The sequence below is a fragment of the Pseudaquabacterium pictum genome (genome assembly GCF_005403045.1).
GTDB classification, from domain to species: domain Bacteria; phylum Pseudomonadota; class Gammaproteobacteria; order Burkholderiales; family Burkholderiaceae_C; genus Pseudaquabacterium; species Pseudaquabacterium pictum.
Window position 1 is genome coordinate 55,313 of the sequence record NZ_BJCL01000014.1, and the last position, 23,514, is coordinate 78,826.

At 70.7% G+C, this 23,514-nt stretch carries 17 protein-coding genes and 1 riboswitch; of the genes, 8 read left to right on the forward strand and 9 right to left on the reverse strand.

Features of this window, described 5'->3' with window-relative positions; all coding sequences use genetic code 11:
* Positions 1-8: 8 nt before the first annotated feature.
* From FFT10_RS21315 to FFT10_RS21335, 6 genes are all read right to left on the reverse strand, one after another.
* The gene (locus FFT10_RS21315) at positions 9-1,313 is read right to left on the reverse strand and encodes a D-amino acid dehydrogenase (protein WP_137734893.1); all 1,305 of its coding nucleotides are present in this window, start codon (positions 1,311-1,313) and stop codon (positions 9-11) included.
* A gap of 54 nt (positions 1,314-1,367) precedes the next feature.
* A riboswitch (glycine riboswitch) is annotated at positions 1,368-1,479 on the reverse strand.
* Positions 1,480-1,595: 116 nt separating this feature from the next.
* The gene (locus FFT10_RS28635; protein WP_265575357.1) at positions 1,596-1,730 is read right to left on the reverse strand and encodes a hypothetical protein; all 135 of its coding nucleotides are present in this window, start codon (positions 1,728-1,730) and stop codon (positions 1,596-1,598) included.
* A 124-nt stretch (positions 1,731-1,854) separates the two neighbouring features.
* Complete coding sequence (locus FFT10_RS21320; RefSeq protein ID WP_137734894.1) at positions 1,855-2,856, reverse strand: Bug family tripartite tricarboxylate transporter substrate binding protein; 1,002 nt, start codon at positions 2,854-2,856, stop codon at positions 1,855-1,857.
* Between the two features lie 63 nt (positions 2,857-2,919).
* A complete protein-coding gene (locus FFT10_RS21325; protein WP_137734895.1) occupies positions 2,920-4,605 on the reverse strand; it encodes an ABC transporter ATP-binding protein in 1,686 nt (561 codons plus the stop codon).
* A complete protein-coding gene (locus FFT10_RS21330) occupies positions 4,602-5,648 on the reverse strand; it encodes an ABC transporter permease (protein WP_137734896.1) in 1,047 nt (348 codons plus the stop codon). The genes FFT10_RS21325 and FFT10_RS21330 overlap by 4 nt, the downstream gene beginning before the upstream one ends.
* Positions 5,649-5,656: 8 nt before the next feature.
* Positions 5,657-6,595 carry an ABC transporter permease gene (locus FFT10_RS21335; protein WP_137734897.1) on the reverse strand — a complete coding sequence of 313 codons (939 nt, stop codon included), beginning with the start codon at positions 6,593-6,595 and terminating at the stop codon, positions 5,657-5,659.
* 144 nt (positions 6,596-6,739) lie between these two features.
* Between FFT10_RS21335 and FFT10_RS21340 the strand changes: the two genes are divergently transcribed.
* Positions 6,740-8,599 (forward strand): ABC transporter substrate-binding protein, encoded by a 1,860-nt coding sequence (locus tag FFT10_RS21340; RefSeq protein WP_137734898.1) that lies wholly within the window; start codon positions 6,740-6,742, stop codon positions 8,597-8,599.
* Entirely contained in the window at positions 8,592-10,442 is a 1,851-nt protein-coding gene (locus tag FFT10_RS21345; protein ID WP_137734899.1) for an ABC transporter substrate-binding protein, read from the forward strand. Before FFT10_RS21340 ends, FFT10_RS21345 begins: the two co-directional genes overlap by 8 nt.
* Positions 10,443-10,447: 5 nt before the next feature.
* On the opposite strand, the gene FFT10_RS27700 is transcribed toward FFT10_RS21345, so the two are convergent.
* Positions 10,448-10,594 (reverse strand): hypothetical protein, encoded by a 147-nt coding sequence (locus FFT10_RS27700; RefSeq protein ID WP_154694097.1) that lies wholly within the window; start codon positions 10,592-10,594, stop codon positions 10,448-10,450.
* Between the two features lie 116 nt (positions 10,595-10,710).
* Here FFT10_RS27700 and FFT10_RS21350 point away from each other — a divergent pair, with 116 nt between their 5' ends.
* A complete protein-coding gene (locus FFT10_RS21350; protein ID WP_137734900.1) occupies positions 10,711-11,619 on the forward strand; it encodes an NAD(P)-dependent oxidoreductase in 909 nt (302 codons plus the stop codon).
* Positions 11,620-11,648: 29 nt separating this feature from the next.
* Here FFT10_RS21350 and FFT10_RS21355 read toward each other — a convergent pair whose 3' ends face one another.
* A complete protein-coding gene (locus FFT10_RS21355; RefSeq protein WP_137734901.1) occupies positions 11,649-13,322 on the reverse strand; it encodes a methyl-accepting chemotaxis protein in 1,674 nt (557 codons plus the stop codon).
* Positions 13,323-13,510: 188 nt separating this feature from the next.
* Here FFT10_RS21355 and recG point away from each other — a divergent pair, with 188 nt between their 5' ends.
* Positions 13,511-15,634 carry an ATP-dependent DNA helicase RecG gene (gene recG, locus FFT10_RS21360; protein WP_137734902.1) on the forward strand — a complete coding sequence of 708 codons (2,124 nt, stop codon included), beginning with the start codon at positions 13,511-13,513 and terminating at the stop codon, positions 15,632-15,634.
* Here recG and FFT10_RS21365 read toward each other — a convergent pair.
* Positions 15,624-15,902: a hypothetical protein gene (locus tag FFT10_RS21365; RefSeq protein ID WP_137734903.1), complete on the reverse strand. Its 279-nt coding sequence runs from the start codon at positions 15,900-15,902 to the stop codon at positions 15,624-15,626. The genes recG and FFT10_RS21365 overlap by 11 nt on opposite strands.
* A gap of 332 nt (positions 15,903-16,234) precedes the next feature.
* Here FFT10_RS21365 and FFT10_RS21370 point away from each other — a divergent pair, with 332 nt between their 5' ends.
* From FFT10_RS21370 to katG, 4 genes are all read left to right on the forward strand, one after another.
* Entirely contained in the window at positions 16,235-16,795 is a 561-nt protein-coding gene (locus FFT10_RS21370; protein ID WP_137734904.1) for a PEP-CTERM sorting domain-containing protein, read from the forward strand.
* Positions 16,796-16,888: 93 nt separating this feature from the next.
* Entirely contained in the window at positions 16,889-20,059 is a 3,171-nt protein-coding gene (locus FFT10_RS28640; RefSeq protein ID WP_137734905.1) for a DUF8811 domain-containing protein, read from the forward strand.
* A gap of 130 nt (positions 20,060-20,189) precedes the next feature.
* The gene (locus FFT10_RS21380) at positions 20,190-21,125 is read left to right on the forward strand and encodes a LysR substrate-binding domain-containing protein (RefSeq protein WP_137734906.1); all 936 of its coding nucleotides are present in this window, start codon (positions 20,190-20,192) and stop codon (positions 21,123-21,125) included.
* A gap of 136 nt (positions 21,126-21,261) precedes the next feature.
* On the forward strand, positions 21,262-23,499 hold the full coding sequence (gene katG / locus FFT10_RS21385) for a catalase/peroxidase HPI (RefSeq protein ID WP_137734907.1): 2,238 nt from the start codon (positions 21,262-21,264) through the stop codon (positions 23,497-23,499).
* Positions 23,500-23,514 lie beyond the last annotated feature (15 nt).

Here is a 23,514-nt window from a genome sequence, read left to right on the forward strand (position 1 = left end):
CGCCGCCTTCAGGCGGCCAGCGCCGTTGCCGGCTGCTGCCGCCAGCGCGGCGGGAGCCCGGTGAAGGCGAAGTCCAGCTCCGGCAGCAGGCCGCTGACGATGCGGGCGATGCTCTTGCCCGAGCCGCAGGCATGCGTCCAGCCCAGCGTGCCGTGGCCGGTGTTCAGGAACAGGTTGGGCAACCGGCTGCGGCCGATCACCGGCAGGTTGCTGGGTGTGGTGGGCCGCAGGCCGGTCCAGAACTCGGCCCGGCTGGTGTCGCCGGCGCCGGGGAACAGTTCTTCCACCCGCCGCACGATGGCCTCGCAGCGCACCGGGTTCAGGTTGCGGTCGTAGCCATTGAGCTCGGCGGTGCCGGCGATGCGCAGGCGGTCGCCCAGGCGCGAGAAGACGAGCTTGTGGCCGTCGTCGGTCAACGACACCTGGTGGGCCTTGGCGGCATCCGCCACCGGCATCGTCACCGAGTAGCCCTTGGCCGGGTAGATCGGCAGGTGGATGCCCAGCGGCTGCAGCAGCAGCGGGCTGAAGGCGCCCATCGCCACCACGTAGGCGTCGGCGCGCAGGCGCTGGAAGCGGCCGTGGTCGTCGGTGGCTTCCACATGGTCGACCACGCCGCCCACGCTGCGCAGCGCGGTGATGCCGTGGTTGAACAGGAAGCGCACGCCGTTGGCGGCGCAGCGCGCGGCCAGCGCCTGGGTGAAGGCGCGGGCATCGCCCGACTCATCCTCGGCGGTGTAGGTGGCGCCGGCCAGCCGGCCCAGGGCATGCACATGGGCCAGCGCCGGCTCCAGGCGCACGGCCTCGTCGGCCGGGATCACGCGGCGGTCGCAGCCCAGTTCGCGCATCAGCGCGGCCGGCGCCTCGGCCGCAGCAAACTCCTTCGGGTCGGTGTAGAAGTGCAGGATGCCCTGGGCGCGCTGGTCGTACTGCAGGTCCAGCTCGGCGCGCAGTTGCTGCAGCGTGCTGCGGCTGTAGGTGCCCAGCGCCACGATCTGGCGGATGTTGTGGGCGGTGCGCGCCGGCGTGCATTCCCGCAGGAACTGCAGGCCCCACAGCCACTGCCGCATGTCGGCGCGCAGGCGGAACAGCAGCGGCGCGTCTTCCTTGCCCAGCCACTGCAGCAGCTTCAGCGGCGCGCCGGGGTTGGCCCAGGGCTCGGCATGGCTGACGGAAATCTGCCCGCCGTTGGCGAAGCTGGTCTCGGCCGCGGCGGTGGCCTGGCGGTCGACGACGGTGACGGTGTGGCCCTGCTGCTGCAGGAAATGGGCGGTGCTGACGCCGAGCAAGCCGGCGCCCAGAACGAGGACGTGCATGGAACAAACTCCAAGGACAGAGACGGAACGCACCGCCCGGAGGCTGGTGCGTTTGCCGCTCCCACTGTCCTTGGTACCTGAGAGATTCAGCCGCCGGGCGCCGTGCCCGTGGCCTTGCTCCTTCGGTGCCTCACCGCGGGGGTGAGGTCTCTCCAGACGGCTGCTGTGGTCTGCAGTACGGAACCTGAGCGTTCATGGGAGATTGCGCCTTCGGTGGCCGGGCGGGGTGCCCGGCGCTCTCCTGCAGAGTGGGGCGGATGCTAGCAGCAGCCCCTGGAATGCTCAAGCCGCGCGGCGCAGTGGCAGCGCGCGCTGCGCCGGTGGGCTGCCGTGGCGCAGCACGGGCGCGGGCAGGTCCGCCGGGCGCAGCGGCGTGGCCGGTGCGGGGCGGGGCAGGACGTTCGGTGCTGATGCCATGGTGGCCTCCAGTTGCGCACGGGCCTGCCGCGAAGGGTGCAGCAGGCCGTGGCGTTGGTATCGGCCGATCAGCGCCGCACTTGCGGCCCTGTTGCCAACCGTTACCGCCGGCCGCGCGGGTCGGTCAGTCGACCTTGGCGTTGGCCGCCTTCACCACCTTGGCCCACTTCGCCGATTCGGCGGCGATGAACTTGCCGAAGTCGGCGCTGGACATGCCGCTGGGGATGGCGCCCTGGGCCTGCAGCCGTTCCTTCAGCGCCGGGCTGGCCAGGGCCTTGGCCGTCTCGCCCTGCAGCCGGTTGACGATGTCGGCCGGCGTGCCGGCCGGCACCACCAGGCCGAACCAGCTGCTGGCCTCGTAGCCCTTCAGCGTGGGGCCGCCCGCTTCCTCGATGGTGGGCAGCTCGGGGATGGCATCGCTGCGCTTGGCGCTGGTCACGGCCAGGGCCTTGAGCTTGCCCGAGCGGATGTGCGGCAGCGCCGAGGGCAGGTTGTCGAACATCAGGTCCATGCTGCCGCCCATCAGGTCGATCAGCGCCGGGCCCGAGCCCCGGTACGGGAAGTGCACCATGAACACCCCGGCCATGCTCTTGAACAGCTCGCCCGACAGGTGGATGGAGGTGCCGTTGCCCGAGCTGGCCATGTTGAACTTGCCCGGGTTGGCCTTGGCCGCGCGGATGAAGTCGGCCACGGTGTTGATGTTGTGCTTCTGCGCAAACGCGGCGTTGAGCACCAGCACATTGGGCACGCCGGCCACCAGGGTGACGGGCGTGTAGTCCTTCACCGGGTCGAACGGCAGCTTGGGATAGAGCGACGCATTGATGGCATGCGTGCCCACCGTGCCCATCAGCATGGTGTAGCCGTCGGGCGGGGTCTTGGCCACCTCGGCCGCGGCGGTGTTGCCGCCGGCGCCGGGCTTGTTGTCGACGACCACCGGCTGGCCCAGGGCCTTCTGCAGCTCGGGCGCCAGCGCGCGGGCCAGGATGTCGGTGGTGCCGGCGGCGGCGAAGGGCACCACCAGGCGCAACGGCTTGGTGGGCCAGCCCGCCTGGGCCGATGCGGCGGTGGGGATGGTGGCGGCGACGGCCAGGGCGGCCAGGCCCAGTTGGCGGCGGTTGAGGGTCATCGGTGTCTCCTGGGTGGGGTGGATCGGCCGCCGGTGTGTCCCGGCTGGCCGGTGGGGATGGGGTCAGCCCGGCGGCGCCTGCCAGCCGCGCGGCACGGCACCGAGCAGGCGGCGGGTGTAGTCCTGCTGCGGCGCGGCCAGGATCTGCGCGGCGCTGGCCTGCTCCACCACCTGGCCGTCCTTCATCACCAGCACCTCGTCGCTGATGAAGCGCACCACCGCCAGGTCGTGGCTGATGAACACATAGGCCAGGCCCAGCTCGTCCTGCAGATCCCGCAGCAGGTTCAGCACCTGCGCCTGCACGCTGACGTCCAGCGCGCTCACCGCCTCGTCCAGCACCAGCACCTCGGGGTTCAGCGTCAGGCAGCGGGCGATGGCCACGCGCTGGCGCTGGCCGCCGGAGAACTCGTGCGGGTACTTGAAGAAGGTCTCGGGCGGCAGGCCCACCTTGGCCAGCAGCGCGCGGGCGCGGTCTTCCCGTTCCGCGGTGTCGGCGCCGATGCCGTGGATGGCCATCGGCTCGATCAGCGTCTGGCCGATGGTGAACCGCGGGTTCAGGCTGGCATACGGGTTCTGGAAGACGATCTGGATGCGCCGGCGCATGGTCTGCCGGTCGCGGTCGTTCAGCTTCAGCAGGTTCTGGCCGTCGAAGATCACCTCGCCGCCGGTGGGCTCGTGCAGGCGCAGCAGCGTCAGGCCCATGGTCGTCTTGCCCGAGCCCGATTCGCCCACCACGCCCAGCGTGTGGCCGCGCCGCAGCTGGAAGTTCACGCCCTGCACGGCCTTGAACTCGCGCTTGCCGAACAGCCCCTGCTTGATGAAGAAGCTCTTGGCCAGGGCCTTGACCTCCAGCACCACGGGGGCGTCGGGATCCTTGGCAACCGCGGCGGCCGTGCTGGTGGTGGTGCCGCCCGTGATGTGCTCGTCGATCACCGTCAGCCGCGCCGGGCTGTCGGTCAGGCTGGGCCGGCAGGCCAGCAAGGCGCGGGTGTAGGCATCCTGCGGCGCGCTGAAGATCTGCGCCACATCGCCCTGCTCGCGCACCGTGCCGTGGCGCATCACCACCACCCGGTCGCTGATCTCGCCGACCACGCCCAGGTCATGGCTGATGAACAGCACGCTCATGCGCAGCTTGTCCTTCATGCGCGCGATCAGCTCCAGGATCTGCCGCTGGATGGTCACGTCCAGCGCGGTGGTGGGCTCGTCGGCGATCAGCAGCTTCGGTTCACACGCCAGCGCCATCGCGATCATCACCCGCTGCTGCTGGCCGCCCGACAGCTCATGCGGGTACGACGCCAGCCGCCGCTTCGGCTCGGGCAGGCCGGTCTCGGCCAGCAGCTCTTCGGCGCGGGCCAGTGCCGCGCGCTTGCCCATGCCCAGGTGCTTGACCAGCGGCTCGCACAGCTGGGCGCCGATGGAGAACACCGGGTTCAGGCTGCTCATCGGGTCTTGAAAGACGCAGGCGATCTCGCGCCCACGCAGCGCCTGCAGGTCGGGCCGGCTGGCGGTCAGCAGGTCCCGGCCCTGCCACAGGATGCGGCCCGAGCGCTGCGCGTTGTCGGGCAGCAGGTTCAGGATCGACATCGCGGTGACGCTCTTGCCCGAGCCCGACTCGCCCACCAGCGCCAGCGTGGTGTTCTCGGGGATGTCGAAGCTGACGCCCTTGACCGCGGGCACCACCGTCTTGGCGCCGCGCTCGCCGAGGCGGAAGGCGACCTGCAGGTCCTGGATGCTGAGCAGTGCGGTCATTCGGCACCCCGCAGCTTGGGATCCAGCGCGTCGCGCCAGCCATCGGCCATCAGCGAGAAAGCGGTGACGAACACCGCCATGAAGGCGGTGGCCGTGGCCAGCTGCCACCAGTGGCCCAGGATCAGCTCGCCCTGGGCCTCGGCCAGCATCGTGCCCCAGCTCACCTGGTCGATCGGCACGCCCAGGCCCAGGTACGACAGGATCACCTCGCTCTTGATGAAGCCCACCACCAGCAGGCTCATGCGCACCAGGATCACATGGCTGACGTTGGGCAGGATGTGGCGGAACATGCGGCTGGTGGCACTGGCGCCGATGGCCTCGGCCGCGCGCACGTACTCACGCCCGCTGTGCTTGATGAACTCGGCCCGCACCTGGCGGTACAGGCCGGTCCAGCCGGTCAGCGCCAGGATCAGCACCACGGTATCGACACCCCGGCCCAGCACCGCCGCAAAGGCGAAGATCAGCAGGATGTCGGGCACCGCGGTGAACACGTTGTACAGCCACTCCAGGAAGTCGCCCACCTTGCCGCCGAAGAAGCCGGCCAGCGCGCCCAGCACGGTGCCGATCACCGTGGCCAGCAGGGCGGCCAGGATGCCGACGAAGACCGAGATCTCGGTGCCCTTGATGGCCTTGTCCAGCACGTCGCGGCCCAGGCGGTCGGCGCCCAGGGGCAGGGTGTCGACCTTGGTGGTCTCGGCGGTCTGCAGCTTGGCGGCGCGCTCGGCCCACTCGGCATAGCGCGGTGCCAGGGGGTCGATGTCGCTCAGGTCGACCGGCGGCTGCGGTGTGCTCTCGGGCCCGGCCAGGGTGCCGGCGTTCTCGCCGGCGCGCGGGCCCAGGAAGGTGGGCGGCGCGTTGGGCACTGCCAGCTCGCGCTGCCACTGGCTGGCCACCGCGCCGGTGGCCGCCGCAATGATCAGCACGATGAAGGCCAGCACGATCCCCAGCGAGGTCATCGCCACCCGGTCGCCCTTGAAACGCCGCCAGGCGGTGCGCCACACGCCTTCGGAACGCTGCACCGGTGTGGCGGCGGCTGAGGTCATCACGGCGCTCATTTCAGGGTCACCCGCGGATCCACGACCTTGTACAAGAGGTCGGTGCCCAGGTTGATCAGCATCGTCAGCATCGCCAGGTACACGGTGGCGGCCTGGATCACCGGGTAGTCGCTGCGGTTCACCGCCAGCAGCACCTCGCGGCCCAGGCCGGGGATGGAGAAGAACACCTCGATCAGGAAGCTGCCGACGAAGATGCCCGGCAGCGCCAGGCCCACGTTGGTGAGGATCGGGATCATCGCGTTGCGCAGCACATGCTTGAACAGCACCACCGGCTCGGTCAGGCCCTTGGCGCGGGCGGTGCGCACATAGTCGTGGCCCAGCTCGTCCAGGAAGAAGCTGCGGTACAGCCGCGTCTGCGGCGACACGCCCACCAGCACCGCCAGCAGCACCGGCAGCGGCGCGTACTGCAGCAGGTTCTGGCCCAGGCTGCTGCTCCAGCCCTGCACCGGAAACCAGCCCAGCTGGAAGCCGAACACATACTGGCCGACGATCACGTAGACCAGGAAGCTGATCGACAGCGCCACCGTGGTGGCCACCATCAGTGCGCGGTCGGTCAGCGAGCCGCGCACATAGGCCACGCCCAGCGCGATGGGCACCGCGAGCAGCGTGTCGAGGATCAGGATCGGCAGCATCACCGTCAGCGTGGCCGGCATGCGGGTGGCGAACAGCGTGCTCACCGCCTCGTTCGTGGCCCAGCTGCGGCCCCAGTCGAAGGTGACGATCTGCTTCAAGAAGATGCCGAACTGCACATAGGCCGGCTGGTCCAGCCCCAGCTGTGCCCGGATGGCGGCGATCTGGTCGGGCGTGGCGTTCTGGCCAGCGAGGATGACGCTGGGGTCGCTGCCGAAGAAGTGGAACAGCAGGAACACCAGCAGCACCACGCCGAACAGCGTGGGCACCATCTGCCAGAGGCGTTTGATCACATAGGCCAGCATGGGCGGCGGGCTCCAGGGGCGGGGTCGGGGGACGGGCGAGTCTAGGCCAGCGCGGCAGGCCGGCTGGCGCGATGGGCCTATCGCAAACCCCGTGCCCGCCCCGCGCCGGGCGGCCGGCCCGAGGCCGCCCTACACTCCGCCGCCATGCCCCGCACCACCCAGCCCGCCCCGCCGCGCAGCCGCCAGCGCCGCGCCCTGCTGCTGGGCGGTCTGGCGGCGCCGCTGGCCACGCCCGGTACGGCCCAGGTCGCGCCGCAGGCGCCGGCCAAGGTGCTGCGGGTGATGTTCAACTCGGCCGAGACCAGCTTCGACCCCGCGCGCATCAGCGACCTGTACTCGCGCACCGTCACCGCCCACATCTTCGAGTCGCTCTACGGCTACGACCACCTCGCGCGCCCGGCCAGGGTGGTGCCGCGGCTGGCCGATGGGATGCCCGAGCACAACGCCGACTTCACCGTCTGGACGGTGAAGCTGAAGACCGGCATCGTCTTCGCCGACGATCCGGTGTTCGGCGGCAAGCCGCGTCCGCTGGTGGCCGCTGACGTGGCCTACGGCTTTCTGCGGGCGGCCGACCCGGCCAACAAGAGCAGCTTCGCCAGCGAGGTGGAAAGCTGGGGCCTGCGCGGCCTGAACGCCCGCCGCAAGGCCGCGATGGCGCCCGGCACGCGCTTCGACTACGACACCCCGCTCGAGGGCATCCAGCTGCTCGATGCCCACACGCTGCGCTTCGTGCTGGACAAACCGCGGCCGCGCTTCCTCACCAAGCTCACTTTCAACAGCATCCTGCCCGCCCAGGCGCGCGAGGTGGTCGAGCATTACGGCGAGACCATCGGCGAGCATCCGGTGGGCACCGGCCCGTTCAAGCTGAAGCAGTGGGTGCGTGGCAGCAAGATCGTGCTGGAGCGCAACCCGCAGTTCCGCGAGCTGCGCTACGACGCCCAGCCCGCCGCCGACGACGCCGACGGCCATGCGTTGCTGGCGCGCTTCAAGGGCCGGCGGCTGCCGATGGTCGACCAGGTGGAGGTGGCCATCATCGAGGAGAACCAGCCCCAGTGGCTGAGCTTCCTGAACGGCGAGATCGATGCGCTGGTGGCCAATGTCGGCTCGGTGCCGCTGGAGTTTGCGCCGTTGGCCGTGCCCAACGGCAGGCTGGCGCCCAACCTGGCCAGGCGCGGCGTGCAGCTGCACCGCAACCTGCGCGCCGACAGCGCGCTGCTGTTCTTCAACATGGACGACCCGGTGGTGGGCGGCCTGGCGCCCGAGAAGGTGGCGCTGCGCCGGGCGCTGAGCCTGGCCTACGACGCCGACCGCGAGATCCGCCTGGTGCGCCGCGGCCAGGCGGTGCCGGCGCAGAGCCCGGTGATGCCCGGCACCCGGGGCTACGACCCGGCCTTCCGCAGCGCGATGTCGGCCTACGACCCGGCGCGCGCCCGCGCGCTGCTCGACCTCTACGGCTATGTCGACCGCGACGGCGACGGCTTCCGCGAGCTGCCCGATGGTCGCCCGCTGGTGCTGCAGATGTCCACCGAGCCCGAGCAGATCTACCGACTGTTCAACGATGTCTGGCGGCGCTGCCTGCTGGCCATCGGCGTGCGCTGCGAGTTCAGGATCGCGCAGTGGCCCACCAACCTGAAGTCGGCCCAGGGCGGCACGCTGCAGATGTGGATGCTGGGTGATTCGGCCGCCGAGCCCGACGGCCAGGACGCGCTGCGCCGCTGGTACGGGCCCGAATCCGGGCAGGGCAACCTGGCACGCTTCAGGCTTCCGGCCTTCGATGCCATCATGGACCGCATGCAGACCCTGCCCGACGGCCCCGAGCGCGATGCACTGTTCCTCGAATGCAAGAAGCTGGCGGCGGCCTACATGCCCTACAAGGTGCTGGTGCACCGCATCGCCAATGAACTGCTGCACCCCTGGGTGGGCGGCTACCGCCGCGCGCCGTTCTGGAACGACTGGTGGCACATGGTCGACGTCGACCCCGCGCTGCGGGCAGCCCATGGCTGAGCAGCACCCGCTTTCGCCCGCGTCCCCCGGCCGCCGGCAGTGGCTGGCCACCACCGGCGCCGCCGGCCTGGCCGGCTGGGCCGTGCCTGCGACCGCGGCCGACGACAACCCGCCCAAGACGCTGCGCTACGCCTTTCCGGTGGCCGAGACCGGGTTCGACCCGTCCAAGGTCAGCGACCTGTACTCGCGCATTTGCACCGCGCACATGTTCGAGGCGCTGTTCTGCTACGACCACCTGGCCCGTCCGTCGCGGGTGAAGCCGCTCACCGCGGCGGCGCTGCCGGAGATCTCGGCCGACTTCCGCCGCTTCACCATCCGCATCCGGCCGGGCATCTTCTTTGCCGACGATCCGGCCTTCCAGGGCAAGCAGCGTGAGCTGGTGGCGGCCGACTACGTCTACAGCCTCAAGCGCTTTGCCGACCCCGCCAACAAGAGCCCCGCCTGGGGCGAGGTGGCCGAGGTGGGCTACAGCGGGCTGGCCGCCCTGCGCCAGCGCGCCATCGACACCCGCACGCCGTTCGACTACGACGCCGAGGTCCCCGGCCTGCAGGCGCTGGACCGCCACACCCTGCAGCTGACGGTGGACGAGCCGCGCCCGCGCCTGGTGGAGTACCTGGCCGACAACGGCCTGTACGGCGCCGTGGCGCGGGAGGTGGTGCAGTTCTATGGCGACAAGATCGCCGAGCACCCGGTGGGCACCGGCCCGTTCCGCCTGGCGCGCTGGCGCCGCAGCTCGGAGATGGTGTTCGACCGCAGCCCCAGCTACCGCCAGCGGGTGTACGAGGACGACGCCACCCCCGCGCCGGGCGATGCCGAGGGCCAGGCCCTGCTGGCGCGCTTCAAGGGCCGGCGGCTGCCGCTGGTCGATCGGGTGGTGGTCAGCATCATCGAGGAGCAGCAGCCACGCTGGCTGAGCTTCCTGAATGCGCAGCAGGACTTCATCGAGCGCGTGCCCGAGGAGTTCAGCAACGTCGCCCTGCCGGGCGGCCAGGTGGCGCCCAACCTGGCCCGGCAGGGCATCACCGCCTACCGCACCGTGGGCCCGGAAGGCGTGCTCACCATCTACAACATGGAAGACCCGGTGGTGGGCGGTTACACCCCGGCGCGCATCGCGCTGCGTCGGGCGCTGAACCTGGCGGTCGACATCCCGCGCGAGATCACCCTGGCACGCCGCGGCCAGGCCATCCCGGCGCAGAGCCCGTCGGTGCCGCACACCACCGGCTACGACCCGGTCTACCGCAGCGAGATGGGCGAGTACAGCCCGGCCAAGGCCCGCGCCCTGCTGGACATGCACGGCTACATCGACCGCGACGGCGATGGCTGGCGCGAGCAGCCCGACGGCCAGCCGCTGACCCTGGTGCGCCGCACCTTCCCGTCCAGCTTCGAGCGCCAGCTCGACGAGCTGTGGCAGAAGAACATGACGGCTATCGGCATCCGCGTCGAATTCAAGTTCGCCAAGTGGCCCGAGAACCTGAAGGCCGCGCAGGCCGGCAAGTTCCAGGTCTGGCGGGTCGGCTCGTCGGCCAGCCGGCTGGACGGCCAGGGCGCGTTCGAGCGGCTGTACGGCCCGTCATCCGGCGCGGCCAACCTGTCGCGCTTCAAGCTGCCGGCCTACGACGCCGTCTACACCCGCATGTCGGCCCTGCCCAACGGACCCGAGCGCGACGCGCTGTTCCGCGAGGCCAAGCGCATCTCGGCGGTGTATGCGCCGTACAAGCAGCATGTGCACCGCATGTACAACGACATGGCCCACCCGTGGCTGGTGGGCTACCGGCGGGCGCTGTTCGGCAACCGCTGGTGGCACATGGTCGACATCGACCCGGCGCGCAAGCCGGCCGGCTGAGCGGGCTACTTCAGCTTCGCTTCTTTCCCGCGCTTGATGATCTGCGTGGTGATCGGCGCCGAGACCGCACCGGCGGACAAGGGCTTGGCCGCGGTGGCGTCCTTCTTCGGCTTCTTGGTTTCCTTCGTCTTCTGCTGACCCTTGTTGGCCATGGCGTGCTCCTGGGTTGGGCGTGCCGGGCGGCACGTGGTGCGGACATTCTCGCGCGGGTCGCGCGGGTCACGCGGATGACAGGCCCGGCCGTGCGCCACGGCCACACTGCGTCGCCATGGACACCACCACGCCCATCCTGTTCGCCGCCGATCCGGTCATCGCCGCGCCGCTGATCGACGCGCTGCGCCGGCAATCGCCCGACCTGCCGCTGCTGCCCTACAGCCGGGCGCTCGACGACGCCACGCTGGCTGCCGTGGAGGTGGTGATCGGCTGGCGCTTTCCGCCCGGCGTGGCCGGCAAGCTGGCCCGGCTGCGCTGGGTCTTCGCCATGGCTGCCGGGGTGGACAAGCTGCTGGTGCCCGATCTGGCGCCGGGGGTGGTGGTCTCGCGCATGGTCGACCCCGGCCAGGCGCTGGGCATCGCCCAGTACGTGGCGGCGATGGTGCTGCGCCATGTGCGCGGCCAGCCGCGCTACGACGCCCAGCAGCGCGTGCACGACTGGACCCGCCACCCGATGGGCGCGGTGCACCCGCGGGTGCGGGTGCTGGGCTGGGGCGCCATCGGCCAGGAGATCGGCCGCGTGCTGCAGGCCGTGGGCTGCCGGGTGCAGCCCTGGCAGCGCAGCAGCGGCCCGCTGCATGCCGCGCTGGCCGATGCCGACATCGTGGTCAACGCCCTGCCGCTGACACCGGCCACCGAGGGCCTGCTCGATGCCGCAGCCTTTGCCGCGATGCCGCGCGGCAGCTACCTGGTCAACATCGCCCGCGGCCAGCATGTGGTCGAGCCCGACCTGATCGCCGCGGTGCAGTCGGGCCAGCTGGCCGGTGCCACGCTGGACGTGCAGGCCAACGAGCCCTTGCCCGCCGGCGACCCGCTGTGGGACGTGCCCGGCATCACCATCACGCCGCACGTCGCCGGGCAGTCATCGCCGGACACGGTGGCGGCGCAGTTCATCGCGGGGCTGCAGGCGTTTCGTCAAGGCGGCCCGCTGCCCAACGTGGTGGACCGGGTACGCGGGTACTGAGCCGCAGGGCTGCGTGCTCCCGCACGCGCTCAATCCTGCAGCATCGACGCGATCTCGCTGGCTGAATCCGCCGAGCGGCGCGCCAGATTGCGCACTTCGGCGGCCACCACGGCGAAGCCACGCCCGCTGTCACCGGCCCGCGCCGCCTCGATGGCGGCATTCAACGACAGCAGATTGGTCTGCATGGCCAGGCCGTTGATGGTGCTGACCACGGCACGGATGCGGTCGATGGTCTCGCGCTGGCGCGTGGTGTCGGTGGCGTACATCGTCAGTTTCGAGAGGCTGCCATCGACCGCAAACACGGCGTTGAAGGTGCAATGCAGCCACACCACGCCACCGCCGGCGGCCGCCAGCTTCACCTCGGCCGACACGCTGCCACCTTGCCCCAGCCGGGCGCCATGGACACCCTGCGTGGCCTCGGCGTGGGCCGCCTCCAGCGGCTTGCCGGCCTGCGCCAAGGTGTCGCAGCCCAGGATGTGCAGCAGTGTCGGGCTGGCATCCAGCAACTGGCCCCGGGCCGACCAGTCGGCGGTGACCGTGGACGCACGGATGGCGGCGAGCCGGGTGGCGTCCTCGACGGCACGCATCTTGGTTTCGGTGACATTCGCCTGCACCGAGATGATCCGCACCAGCCGGCCGTCCGGCCCGAAGATCGGGTTGATCGACAAGGAGATCCAGTACGGTTCACCCGCCTTGGTGTAGTTGAGGATCTGCTCGTAGAACGGCGCCTGCGCCGCCAGCTTGGCACGGATGCGGTCAACGCAGGCAGGGTCGGTGTGGGGCCCTTGCAGCAGCGCGCCCGGCTTCTTGCCCATGGCTTCAGCCGCGGTGAAGCCGGTGAGCTTGGTGAACCCCGGGTTCACGTACTCGATGTGGCCCTGCGGGCTGCAGATGACCACCGAGTTGTCGGTGCCGTCGGCCACCAGCGACAGCAAGGCGTTGGCCTTGCGCTGCTGCACGACCGCAGTGATGTCGGTGGCGAACTTCACCACGCCATTGGGCCGGCCCGCGATGTCGAAGGTCGGGTTGTAGCTGGCCTGGATCCAGACCTCGGCGCCTGACTTGTGGATGCGCCGGAACTCGGCCACCTTGAACTGGCCTGCGCGCAGCGCCTCCCAGAAGCTGCGGTAGTCAGCGCTCGTGGCTTCCTGGCGGTCGACGAACATGCTGTGGTGGCGGCCCAGCACCTCGTCCAGCCGGTAGCCCAGGGCACGCAGGAAGTTGTCGTTGGCGCTGGTGATGGTGCCGTCCAGATCGAAGCGGATCACCGCCTGCGAGACCTCGATCGCCTTGACTTGCGAAGCGAACCCCGCGTCGCGCAGCCGCCGTTCGGTGCAGTCCTGGGCGGTCTTGACGACCCGGCTGACACGGCCGAAGCGGTCACGCACCGGGCAATAGCTGGCCTGCAGCCAGACAGGTCGGCCATGCTTGGTCATGCGCAAGAACTCGGCCGTCTGCGGCTGGCCCTGCGCCAGTTGCTGCCAGAACTGCCGGTAGGCAGGACTGGCGGCGTCGGCCGGGTCGACGAACACACTGTGGTGCCGGCCCCGGATCTCGGCCAGGGTGTAGCCCATGGTGGCCAGGAACGCGGCATTGGCGCTCAGCACACGCCCGGCGGGGTCGAATTCAACCGTCGCCTGGGCCTCCAGCAGTGCTGCAAGGGTGCGGCGCGCACGTGATCGGAAGAAGTCAGTCCATGCCATCGGGATCCTCCGGGTGACGGGGTGGGCGGTGAGGGGGCGGGCACACCACGCACCTGCACTTCCAACAGCGATGTCGGCGCTGTGGCGCCAAAGTTGAGATCCCGGGATGCAGGTTGTGGGGATTTCTTGTCTGTGGCCGGCGGCCTGCGCCGCCGGCAGACCGCAGCGCCGGGCCCGAGAATGGCCCCATGCAGCATTCCGGTGCACCGGCCAAGCCGCCCCTGCAGGCCGACAAGCCCGCCAGGTCCGCCCCGCAGCGGGCGATGGAGAAGCTCGGCCTGCGGCGCGACATCGACCTGGCGCTGCACCTGCCGATCCGCTACGAGGACGAGACCCGCATCACGCCCATCGCCGACAGCCCCGACGGCGAGGCGGTGCAGGTGGAGGGCGTGGTCAGCGAATGCCGCATCGAGCAGCGCGGCCGCCGCCAGCTGCTGGTGCGCCTGGCCGACGACAGCGACAGCCTGCTGCTGCGCTTCCTGAACTTCTACCCCGGCCACCAGAAGACGCTGGCGGTGGGCCAGCGGGTGCGGGTGCGTGGCGAGGCCCGCAGCGGCTTCTTCGGCCGCGAGATGGTGCATCCCCACTTCAAGGCGGTGGATGCCGGCACGCCGCTGGCCACCGCGCTGACGCCCGTCTACCCCACCAGTGCCCAGCTGCCGCAGGCCTACTTGCGCAAGGCGGTGACCGCTGCGCTGGCCCGCGCGCCGCTGGACGAACTGCTGCCGCCCGGCACCGTGCCCGCGGGCCTGCCCACGCTGCGCGAAGCCCTGCGCCACCTGCACCAGCCCGGCCCGGCCGTGCCGCTGGCCACCCTGGAGGACCGCAGCCACCCGGCCTGGCAGCGGCTGAAGTTCGAGGAGCTGCTGGCCCAGCAGCTGTCCCAGCTGACGGCCCAGCGCGAACGCCAGCGCCTGCGCGCGCCGCGGCTGCAGGCCGTGCCCGGCGGCCTGCGCGACCAGCTGCTGGCGGCACTGCCTTTCCGGCTGACCGCGGCGCAGCAGCGGGTCGGCGACGAGATCGCGGCCGACCTGGGCCGCGCCGCCGAGACCGGCGCCGCCGACGGCGCCACCCCGATGCACCGCCTGCTGCAGGGCGATGTGGGCTCGGGCAAGACGGTGGTGGCCGCGCTGGCCGCCGCCGTGGCCATCGACAGCGGCTGGCAGTGCGCACTGATGGCGCCCACCGAGCTGCTGGCCGAGCAGCACTTCCGCAAGCTGGTGCAGTGGCTGGAGCCGCTGCTGGCCGCGCGTGGGCAGTCCATCGCCTGGCTCACCGGCAGCCGCAAGGGCAAGGGCCGCGCAGCCATGGTGGCCAAGGTGGCCAGCGGCGAGGCGGCGCTGGTGGTGGGCACCCATGCGGTGATCCAGGACGATGTGCACTTCGCGCGCCTGGGCCTGGCGGTGATCGACGAGCAGCACCGCTTCGGCGTGGCCCAGCGGCTGGCGCTGCGCAACAAGCTGGCGGGCCAGGACAGCCCGGTGCCGATGGAGCCGCACCTGCTGATGATGACGGCCACGCCGATCCCGCGCACCCTGGCCATGAGCTACTACGCCGACCTGGATGTGAGCACCATCGACGAGCTGCCGCCCGGCCGCACGCCGGTGCTGACCAAGGTGTTCGCCGACGAGCGCCGGCCCCAGGTCATCGCCACCATCGCCGATGAGGTGGCGCGCGGCCGCCAGGTCTACTGGGTCTGCCCGCTGATCGCCGAGAGCGAGCACATCGACCTGCAGAACGCCACCGAGACGCATGCCCAGCTCAGCGCCGCGCTGCCGGGGCAGATGGTGGGCCTGCTGCACGGCCGCATGCCGGCGGCCGAGAAGAGCGCGGTGATGTCGCTGTTCGCCGGTGGCCAGATGGCGGTGCTGGTGGCCACCACGGTGATCGAGGTGGGCGTGGACGTGCCCAATGCCAGCCTCATGGTGATCGAGCATGCCGAGCGCTTCGGGCTGAGCCAGCTGCACCAGCTGCGCGGCCGGGTGGGCCGCGGCGCGGTGGCCAGCGTCTGCGTGCTGCTGTACCAGGGGCCGTTGTCGCCCACCGGCAAGGACCGGCTGCGCGCCATGGCCGACACCAACGACGGCTTCGAGATCGCCCGCCGCGACCTGGAGATCCGCGGTCCGGGCGAGTTCATGGGGGCGCGCCAGAGCGGCGATGCGCTGCTGCGCTTTGCCGATCTGGCCGAGGACGCGCCGCTGCTGCAGCAGGCGCGTGACCTGGCACCCCGGCTGCTGCAGCAGCATCCGGCCGCCGCCCGGGCGCAGGTGGCGCGCTGGCTGGACAGCCGGGCCGACTACCTCAAGGCCTGAGCGGGTCGGCCGCCGGCACGTCGACCTGGTGCCGGTGGGTCACCGGCCGGACCCGCAGCACGCCCGGCAACTGCCGCACCAGGGGCAAGGCATGCCGCGGCAGCTCGACCGCGATGGCGTTGCGCACCAGCAACACGCGCGCCAGCTCCGTCGCGCCCAGGGCTCCCAGCTGGGCCGCCACCGCGTGCTGCTGTGCCTCGACAGCCTGCCGCATGGCCAGCACATCGGACGATGCCGCAGCGCGCGGCACCGGCAGCGACAGGTCCACCCACACGGCCACCCGGTCGGAGGCCTGTGGTGCACCGGTGGCCGCCGCAGTGCCTGCTGCCACAGGGCCGGCGCGGCAGGGCAGCCCGGCGCAGCACAGACCCACACAGAGGCCCAGGCCGCCCAGCGACAGGCGCCTGCCAGCGGACATGCCCGCGCGTAAACCCGGTGTCGGTTCCCTTGGCACTTCGATCGATACTCCAGACAGGGAAACCGTTAACGATTCACGTTTCCCGAGGATTGACGCCATGTTGCGCGATGTGGCGCAAGAGTTGCATGGCTGTTGGATCGGCGCCACCGTTGAGCGCCGGCTTTGATGATTGAGGGGTCTCCATGAAACGTGTTCTCTTTGCCGCCGCGCTGTGCGGTGCGGGCCTGGCCCAGGCCGGTGCGATCTCCGGCTTCACCGGCAGCTATGCGGTCGGCAACTGGACCAGCAGCGCTGGCACCGGCACCATTGCCGCGACGCCCGCTGCGCTGGTCCTCACCAGCGGTGACGACGGCTCGGGCAATCCGGCATACACCAGCTTCTACATCCAGTTCACCAAGAGCGCCACGGTGAATTTCAGCTGGGCCTATGCCACCGCGGACGACGCGCCAATCTACGACCCGTTTGGCTTCCTGTTGTCCAACGACCTTGCCGGCTTGGCAACCGGGTTCGGTCTGCTGACCGATAACCTGGGTGCCCAAGCACAGTCTGGCAGCTACTCGGTCGTGGTGGCCGCCGGCCAGTATTTCGGGTTTGAAGCGCAGTCGGACAACACCTTCGGCGCCGCCACCACCACGATCAACGGCCTGCGCATCGTCGAAGTGCCCGAGCCCGGCGCATTGGCCCTGCTCGCCCTGGCGCTGACCGCGGCCGCCATCACCACGCGGCGCCGGCGCGCCGGCTGACCGCCGGTCCCCGACCGACCCTTCCGTGCCGCGTCCGTCCAGCAACCTGGCCGGGCGCACCCACGCACCCACTCTGATCCCAGGAAGTGCACCATGATCCGATTTCGTTCAGGCGTCCTGTCCGCCGTGGTCGCAGCTGCCCTCGCAGCCTGCGGCGGCGGCACTGACAGCGGCACGTCCACGCCGGCCCAGGCCAGCATTGGCTCGGCCACAGCCCAAGGCGCGCTGCGCAACCAGGCGGCGCTCGCCGTGGACGCACGCCTGGCCCGCGCCAAGGGCCCGGTCGATGTGTGGGTGCAGCTCGACGCCAACTCGCTGGCCCGCGCCCGGGCGCTGATGGCCAACACCGAGGCAGGCACGAAGCGCACGCAGGCATCGGCCACGGGCGAAGGCAGTGCGGTCGCGGCGGCCATGGTGGCGCAGCGCGCCACCGTGCAGGCTCAGCAGACCGCCACTGCACAGCGGCTGCAGGCCCTGGGCGCCAAGGAGCTGGCGCGGGTGCAGGTGGCCCACAACGCCATCGCCATCACCATCGATGCCGCCCGCCTGCCCGAACTGGCCAAGCTGCCCGGCGTGGTGCGGGTGCGGCCGGTGATGCATTACGAGAAGCACCTGGCGGAGACCGTGCCCTACGTGGGTGCCGCCGCCGTGCAGGCCACTGGCACCGACGGCACCGGTGTGCGCGTGGCCGTGCTGGATTCCGGCATCGACTACACCCACCGGAACCTGGGCGGTTCGGGCTCGGCCGCCGATTGGGCCGCAGCCACCGCCGACCCCACGGTGGTGCCGGTGGGCCTGTTCCCGACGGCCAAGGTGGTGGGCGGCTTCGACTTCACCGGCTCGACCTGGTCGAGCACCGCCGGGACCCGCACCGAAGACCCGAACCCCATCGACGACGGCCCGGCGCGCGGCCACGGCACCAACGTGGCCGACATCATCGGCGGCCGCAGCCTGGACGGCGCCCACAAGGGCATGGCGCCTGGCGTGCAGCTGTATGCGGTGAAGGTGTGCTCCAGCGTCAGCACCAACTGCAACGGCATCGCCCTGCTCAAGGGCATGGACTACGCGCTCGACCCGGACGGCAATCCGGCCACCGATGACGCGGTGGACGTGATCAACCTGTCCCTGGGCAGCAGCTACGGCCAGATCGAGGACGACCTCACGCTGGCCGTCTCCAATGCGGTCTCCGCCGGGGTGGTGGTGGTCATCTCGGCCGGCAACTCGGCCGACCGGCCCTACATCGTCGGCTCGCCATCCATCTCACCCGGCGCCATCAGCGTGGCGCAGACCCAGGTGCCCAGCGCCACTGCCGTGCCGCTGCTGGTCAACGCGCCGGCCGCCATCGCCGGTGTCTACGGCAACACCGCACTGCTCGACTGGGCACCCATCGGCGCGGGCGTCACCGGCGATGTGGTCTACGTCGGCAGGGGTTGTGCTGGTGACACCCTGCTGGCCAACCCGGCCGGCAAGATCGCACTGATCGACCGTGGCACCTGCAACATCAGCGAGAAGGTCGACAAGGCGGCCAACGCCGGTGCGGTGGGCACGCTGATCGGCCTGATCGCTGCGGGTGATGCCGTCTCGTTCTCGCTGGGCAGCGGCAGCAACTTCCCCCCGTCGATGGTGATCCAGCAATCGCTGAGCACCAGCATCAAGGGCCGGCTGTCGGCTGGTCAGACGGTCAACGTCTCGCTCAGCCCGTCGGCGGCGATCGCCCTGGTCGGCGGCATGGCGGGCACGTCGTCGCGCGGCCCGTCCATCGGCACCCACCTGATCAAGCCCGAGATCGGTGCGCCTGGCGCGTCGGTGTCGGCGGATGCGGGTTCGGGCACCGGTTCGGTGCCGTTCGGTGGCACCTCGGGCGCCGCACCCATGGTGGCCGGCGCGGCAGCACTGTTGCTGCAGGCCCACCCGGGCCGCACGCCGCTGCAGATCAAGGCCATGCTGATGAACAGCGCCGAGACCACGGTCTACACCAACCCGGCCACCTTGCCGGGCGGCCTGGCACCCATCACCCGCGTGGGCGCAGGCGAACTGCGCGTCAACCGCGCGATCGCGCTGACCGCTGCTGCCTTCGACCAGCAATCGCTGTCGGCGGCGCTGTCGTTCGGCGCTGTCGACGTCGACAAGCAGGTGGTGCTGAACAAGACGGTCACCGTGCAGAACTTCGGCAGCGGCCCGCGCACCTTCACCATCACGCCCAGCTTCCGCTACGCCGACGATGCGGCCACCGGGGCCGTGCAGCTGCAGGTGCAAGGCTCGGTCACGGTGCCGGCTGGCGGCAGGGCGACGGTGCCGGTGCGCATGGTGATCAACCCTGCCACGCTGCCGGCATGGAACCTCAACGGCGGCAGCCAGGGTGGCAATGGTGCCCTGCTGAACGGCCCCGAGTTCGACGGCTACCTGACCTTGACGGCTGGCAGCGAGAAGCTGTCGCTGCCCTGGCATGTGCTGCCGCGCAAGGCGGCCGCAGTCACCGGCATCCGCCCGACGGGCTCGCGTGCGGCCAACGTGATCACGCTGAAGAACGTGGGCGCCGAGTTTGGTGGCTATGACTACGATGTCTTCTCGTTGATCGGCAGCAGTGCCGCACTGCCGGCCACCGAGTTCCCGCGCCCTGGTGATGGCTTCGCCACCATCGACGTGCGCTCGGTCGGCGTGCGTTACCTGCCGCCGGCCCTGTGTGGTGCCCATTGCCTCGAGTTCGCCATCAGCAACTACGCCCGCCAGTCCCACCCCAACTACCCGGCGGGCTTCGAGATCTACATCGACACCAACAACGATGGCACCGATGACTACGTGGTCTACAACCAGGAGTCGGGCACGTTCGGGTCGTCGGGCCAGAACCGGGTCTATGTCGCGTCGCTGGCTGGCGGCGCCGGGTCGTCGGTCTTCTTCACGGATGCCGACCTGAACTCGGGCAACCTGATCTTCACGGTGCTGCTCAACAACGAGGGTCTGCCGGGCCTCCCCAGCCTGGGTGCTGCCACCAGCGCCACGCTTGGCATCTCGCTGTACGCCTACGACAACTACTTCACCGGGACCTACACCGACGCTGTCGCAGGCATGAAGTTCACGCCGGCGGCGCCGAAGTACCGCGTCACCAGCGGCGTGCCGTTCGGGGGCGTGGCCAAGGGCCCGCTGCTGAACGTGCCGTTCACCAAGAACGCAGCGGTCACTGCCGCCCAGAGCAGCGAGTCGGGCCTGTTGTTCATGTACCGCCGCAACGTGGGTGCCGAAAGCCAGGCCTTCGTGATCCCGTGATGCTGCGCTGGCGGTTGGGCTTGCCGCCCAACCGCCACCACGCCACAGTCCAGGGCCGCGCATGCGGCCCTGTTGCTTGGTGGGCCACGGCCAACAGCGCCGGCGTGGGCGCTGGCCATAATCCGCCTGCATGACCCTGACCGAGTTGCGCTACATCGTCGCCGTCGCCCGTGAGCGCCACTTCGGCCGCGCCGCCGAGGCCTGCTTCGTCTCCCAGCCCACGCTCAGCGTGGCCATCAAGAAGCTGGAGGAGGAACTCGACCTGAAGCTCTTCGAACGTGGCGCCAGCGAGGTCAGCGTCACCCCGCTGGGCGAGGCCATCGTGCGGCAGGCGCAGTCGGTGCTGGAGCAGGCTGCGGCGATCAAGGAGATCGCCAAGCGCGGCAAGGACCCGCTGTCCGGCCCGCTGCGCCTGGGCATCATCTACACCATCGGCCCCTACCTGCTGCCCGAACTGGTGCGCCATGCCATCGACATGACGCCGCAGATGCCGCTGATGCTGCAGGAGAACTTCACCGTCAAGCTGCTCGACATGCTGCGCACCGGTGAGCTGGACTGCGCCATCATGGCCGAGCCCTTCCCCGACACCGGCCTGGCCACCGCGCCGCTGTACGACGAGCCCTTCCTGGTGGCCGCGCCGGCCAGCCACCCGCTGGCGCAGCAGCGCAGCATCAGCAGCGAGGCGCTGAAGCAGGAGACCATGCTGCTGCTGGGAACCGGCCACTGCTTCCGCGACCAGGTGCTCGAGGTCTGCCCCGAGTTCGCCCGCTTCTCCAGCAATGCCGAGGGCATCCGCAAGAGCTTCGAGGGCAGCTCGCTGGAGACCATCCGCTACATGGTGGCCGCGGGCATGGGCATCACCGTGGTGCCGCAGCTCAGCGTGCGCACCTGGGACCGCAGCGAGGGCCCCAACCAGCAGGTGGTCTACCTGCCGTTCGAGGCGCCGGCGCCCACCCGCCGGGTGGTGCTGGCCTGGCGCCGCAGCTTCACCCGCTACGAGGCCATCGCCGCGCTGCGCAACGCCGTCTATGCCTGCGCGCTGGAGGGCGTCACCCGCCTGTCATGAGGCCGGCGGCCGAGCGGGGCTATGGTGGCGATAGCCGCTCTGGCTATCGCGCCCTTTGGGTCAATTGCTTTGACCATCGGCGGCGCGGTTTCTACAGTGGCGGCACGCTGATCCGATCCACTGCCAGGAGACCTGCATGAACCAGCCCACTGCCCCGTCCGCTGTCCAAGCCGCCGGCTGCCCCTTCGGCCATGGCGCCCGCCCGCAGGCCGTGGCCGCCGCCCGCACCAATGCCGACTGGTGGCCCAACCAGCTGAACCTGAAGATGCTGCACCAGCACTCGGCCAAGGTCGACCCGCTGGGCGCCGGCTTCGACTACGCCGCGGCCTTCAAGACGCTGGACCTGGACGCCGTCGTCGCCGACCTGAAGGCGCTGATGACCGACAGCCAGCCCTGGTGGCCGGCCGACTACGGCCACTACGGCCCGCTGTTCGTGCGCATGAGCTGGCATGCCGCCGGCACCTACCGCATCGCCGACGGCCGCGGCGGCGCCGGCCATGGCGCCCAGCGCTTCGCGCCGCTGAACAGCTGGCCTGACAACGGCAACCTGGACAAGGCCCGCCGCCTGCTGTGGCCGATCAAGCAGAAGTACGGCCAGAAGCTCTCCTGGGCCGACCTGCTGGTGCTGGCCGGCACCGTGGCCATGGACAGCATGGGCTTCAAGACCTTCGGCTTCGCCGGTGGCCGGCCCGACATCTGGGAGCCGGAAGACGACATCTACTGGGGATCGGAAGGCCAATGGCTGGCCGCCAGCACCGAGGCCAACAGCCGCTACCGCGGCGACCGGGAACTCGACAACCCGCTGGCCGCCGTGCAGATGGGCCTGATCTACGTCAACCCGGAAGGTCCGGACGGCAAGCCCGACCCGCTGGCTTCGGCCCGCGACATCCGCGAGACCTTCGCCCGCATGGCGATGGACGACGCCGAGACCGTGGCCCTGGTGGCCGGCGGCCACACCTTCGGCAAGGCCCACGGTGCCGGTGATGCCGCCCTGGTGGGCGTGGAACCCGAGGGCGCCGACATCGCCGAGCAGGGCCTGGGCTGGAAGAACGCCTTCGGCAGCGGCGTGGGCGTGCATGCCACCACCAGCGGCATCGAAGGCGCCTGGAAGCCCAACCCCACCACCTGGGACATGGGCTACCTGCAGACGCTGTTCGGCTATGACTGGGAGCTGACCAAGAGCCCGGCCGGCGCCCACCAGTGGAAGCCGGTGGGTGATGCCGGTGCCGGCACGGTGGCCGATGCGCACGACCCCACCAAGCGCCACCAGCCGATGATGACCACCGCCGACCTGGCGCTGCGCGCCGACCCGGCCTACGAGCGGATCGCCCGCGGCTTCCTGGCCGACCCGGCCGGCTTTGCCGATGCCTTCGCCCGCGCCTGGTTCAAGCTCACCCACCGCGACATGGGCCCGCGCAGCCGCTACCTGGGCAAGCTGGTGCCCAGCGAAGCCCTGATCTGGCAGGACCCGGTGCCGCCGGTCGACCATGCCCTGGTCGATGCGCAGGACATCGCCGCGCTGAAGGCCCAGGTGCAGGCCTCGGGCCTGACGGTGGCCCAGCTGGTGGGCACGGCCTGGGCCTCGGCCTCCACCTTCCGCGGCAGCGACAAGCGCGGCGGCGCCAACGGCGCACGCATCCGCCTGGCGCCGCAGAAGGACTGGGCCGCCAACAACCCGGCGCAGCTGGCCACGGTGCTGCCGGTGCTGGAACGCATCCAGGCCGACTTCAACGCCCGCGCCACCGGCGGCAAGCGCATCTCGCTGGCCGATCTGATCGTGCTGGCCGGCGGCACCGCGGTGGAGGCTGCGGCCCAGGCCGCCGGCGTGGCGGTGACCGTGCCCTTCACCCCGGGCCGCACCGATGCCACGCCCGAGCAGACCGATGTGGACGCCTTCGCGGTGCTGGAGCCGCAGGCCGACGGCTTCCGCAACTTCGTCGCCCACCCCGGGCTGCAGGCCCGCGCGGCCGAGCTGCTGGTCGACCGCGCCAACCTGCTGACGCTGACCGCACCGGAGATGACGGCCCTGGTGGGCGGCCTGCGGGTGCTGGGCGCCAACACCGGCGGTGCGGCCCACGGCCAGTTCACCCACCGGCCCGGCGTGCTGAGCAACGACTTCTTCGTGCACCTGCTGGACATGGGCACGGTGTGGGCCCGCTCTGCCGCCGATGCCAGCGTGCTGGAAGGCCGCGACCGCGCCACCGGCGCGCTGCGCTGGACCGGCACGGTGGTCGACCTGACCTTCGGCTCCAACGCCCAGCTCCGCGCGCTGGCCGAGGTCTACGGCAGCAGCGACGGGCAGCCCGCCTTCGTGCAGGCCTTCGTGGCGGCTTGGGCCAAGGTGATGCAGCTCGACCGCTTCGACATCGCCTGATGTCCCGGCAGGGCG

Excerpts from the sequence above, each read along its gene's own strand:
- FFT10_RS28640 (WP_137734905.1), top strand. The coding sequence starts at position 16,889 with ATGATCCGATTTCGTTCAGGCGTCCTGTCCGCCGTGGTCGCAGCTGCC.
- katG (WP_137734907.1), top strand. The coding sequence starts at position 21,262 with ATGAACCAGCCCACTGCCCCGTCCGCTGTCCAAGCCGCCGGCTGCCCC.
- FFT10_RS21325 (WP_137734895.1), bottom strand. The coding sequence starts at position 4,605 with ATGACCGCACTGCTCAGCATCCAGGACCTGCAGGTCGCCTTCCGCCTC.
- FFT10_RS21340 (WP_137734898.1), top strand. The coding sequence starts at position 6,740 with ATGCCCCGCACCACCCAGCCCGCCCCGCCGCGCAGCCGCCAGCGCCGC.
- FFT10_RS21345 (WP_137734899.1), top strand. The coding sequence starts at position 8,592 with ATGGCTGAGCAGCACCCGCTTTCGCCCGCGTCCCCCGGCCGCCGGCAG.
- FFT10_RS21350 (WP_137734900.1), top strand. The coding sequence starts at position 10,711 with ATGGACACCACCACGCCCATCCTGTTCGCCGCCGATCCGGTCATCGCC.
- recG (WP_137734902.1), top strand. The coding sequence starts at position 13,511 with ATGCAGCATTCCGGTGCACCGGCCAAGCCGCCCCTGCAGGCCGACAAG.
- FFT10_RS21315 (WP_137734893.1), bottom strand. The coding sequence starts at position 1,313 with ATGCACGTCCTCGTTCTGGGCGCCGGCTTGCTCGGCGTCAGCACCGCC.
- FFT10_RS21370 (WP_137734904.1), top strand. The coding sequence starts at position 16,235 with ATGAAACGTGTTCTCTTTGCCGCCGCGCTGTGCGGTGCGGGCCTGGCC.
- FFT10_RS21330 (WP_137734896.1), bottom strand. The coding sequence starts at position 5,648 with ATGACCTCAGCCGCCGCCACACCGGTGCAGCGTTCCGAAGGCGTGTGG.
- FFT10_RS27700 (WP_154694097.1), bottom strand. The coding sequence starts at position 10,594 with ATGGCCAACAAGGGTCAGCAGAAGACGAAGGAAACCAAGAAGCCGAAG.
- FFT10_RS21380 (WP_137734906.1), top strand. The coding sequence starts at position 20,190 with ATGACCCTGACCGAGTTGCGCTACATCGTCGCCGTCGCCCGTGAGCGC.
- FFT10_RS21335 (WP_137734897.1), bottom strand. The coding sequence starts at position 6,595 with ATGCTGGCCTATGTGATCAAACGCCTCTGGCAGATGGTGCCCACGCTG.
- FFT10_RS28635 (WP_265575357.1), bottom strand. The coding sequence starts at position 1,730 with ATGGCATCAGCACCGAACGTCCTGCCCCGCCCCGCACCGGCCACGCCG.
- FFT10_RS21355 (WP_137734901.1), bottom strand. The coding sequence starts at position 13,322 with ATGGCATGGACTGACTTCTTCCGATCACGTGCGCGCCGCACCCTTGCA.
- FFT10_RS21320 (WP_137734894.1), bottom strand. The coding sequence starts at position 2,856 with ATGACCCTCAACCGCCGCCAACTGGGCCTGGCCGCCCTGGCCGTCGCC.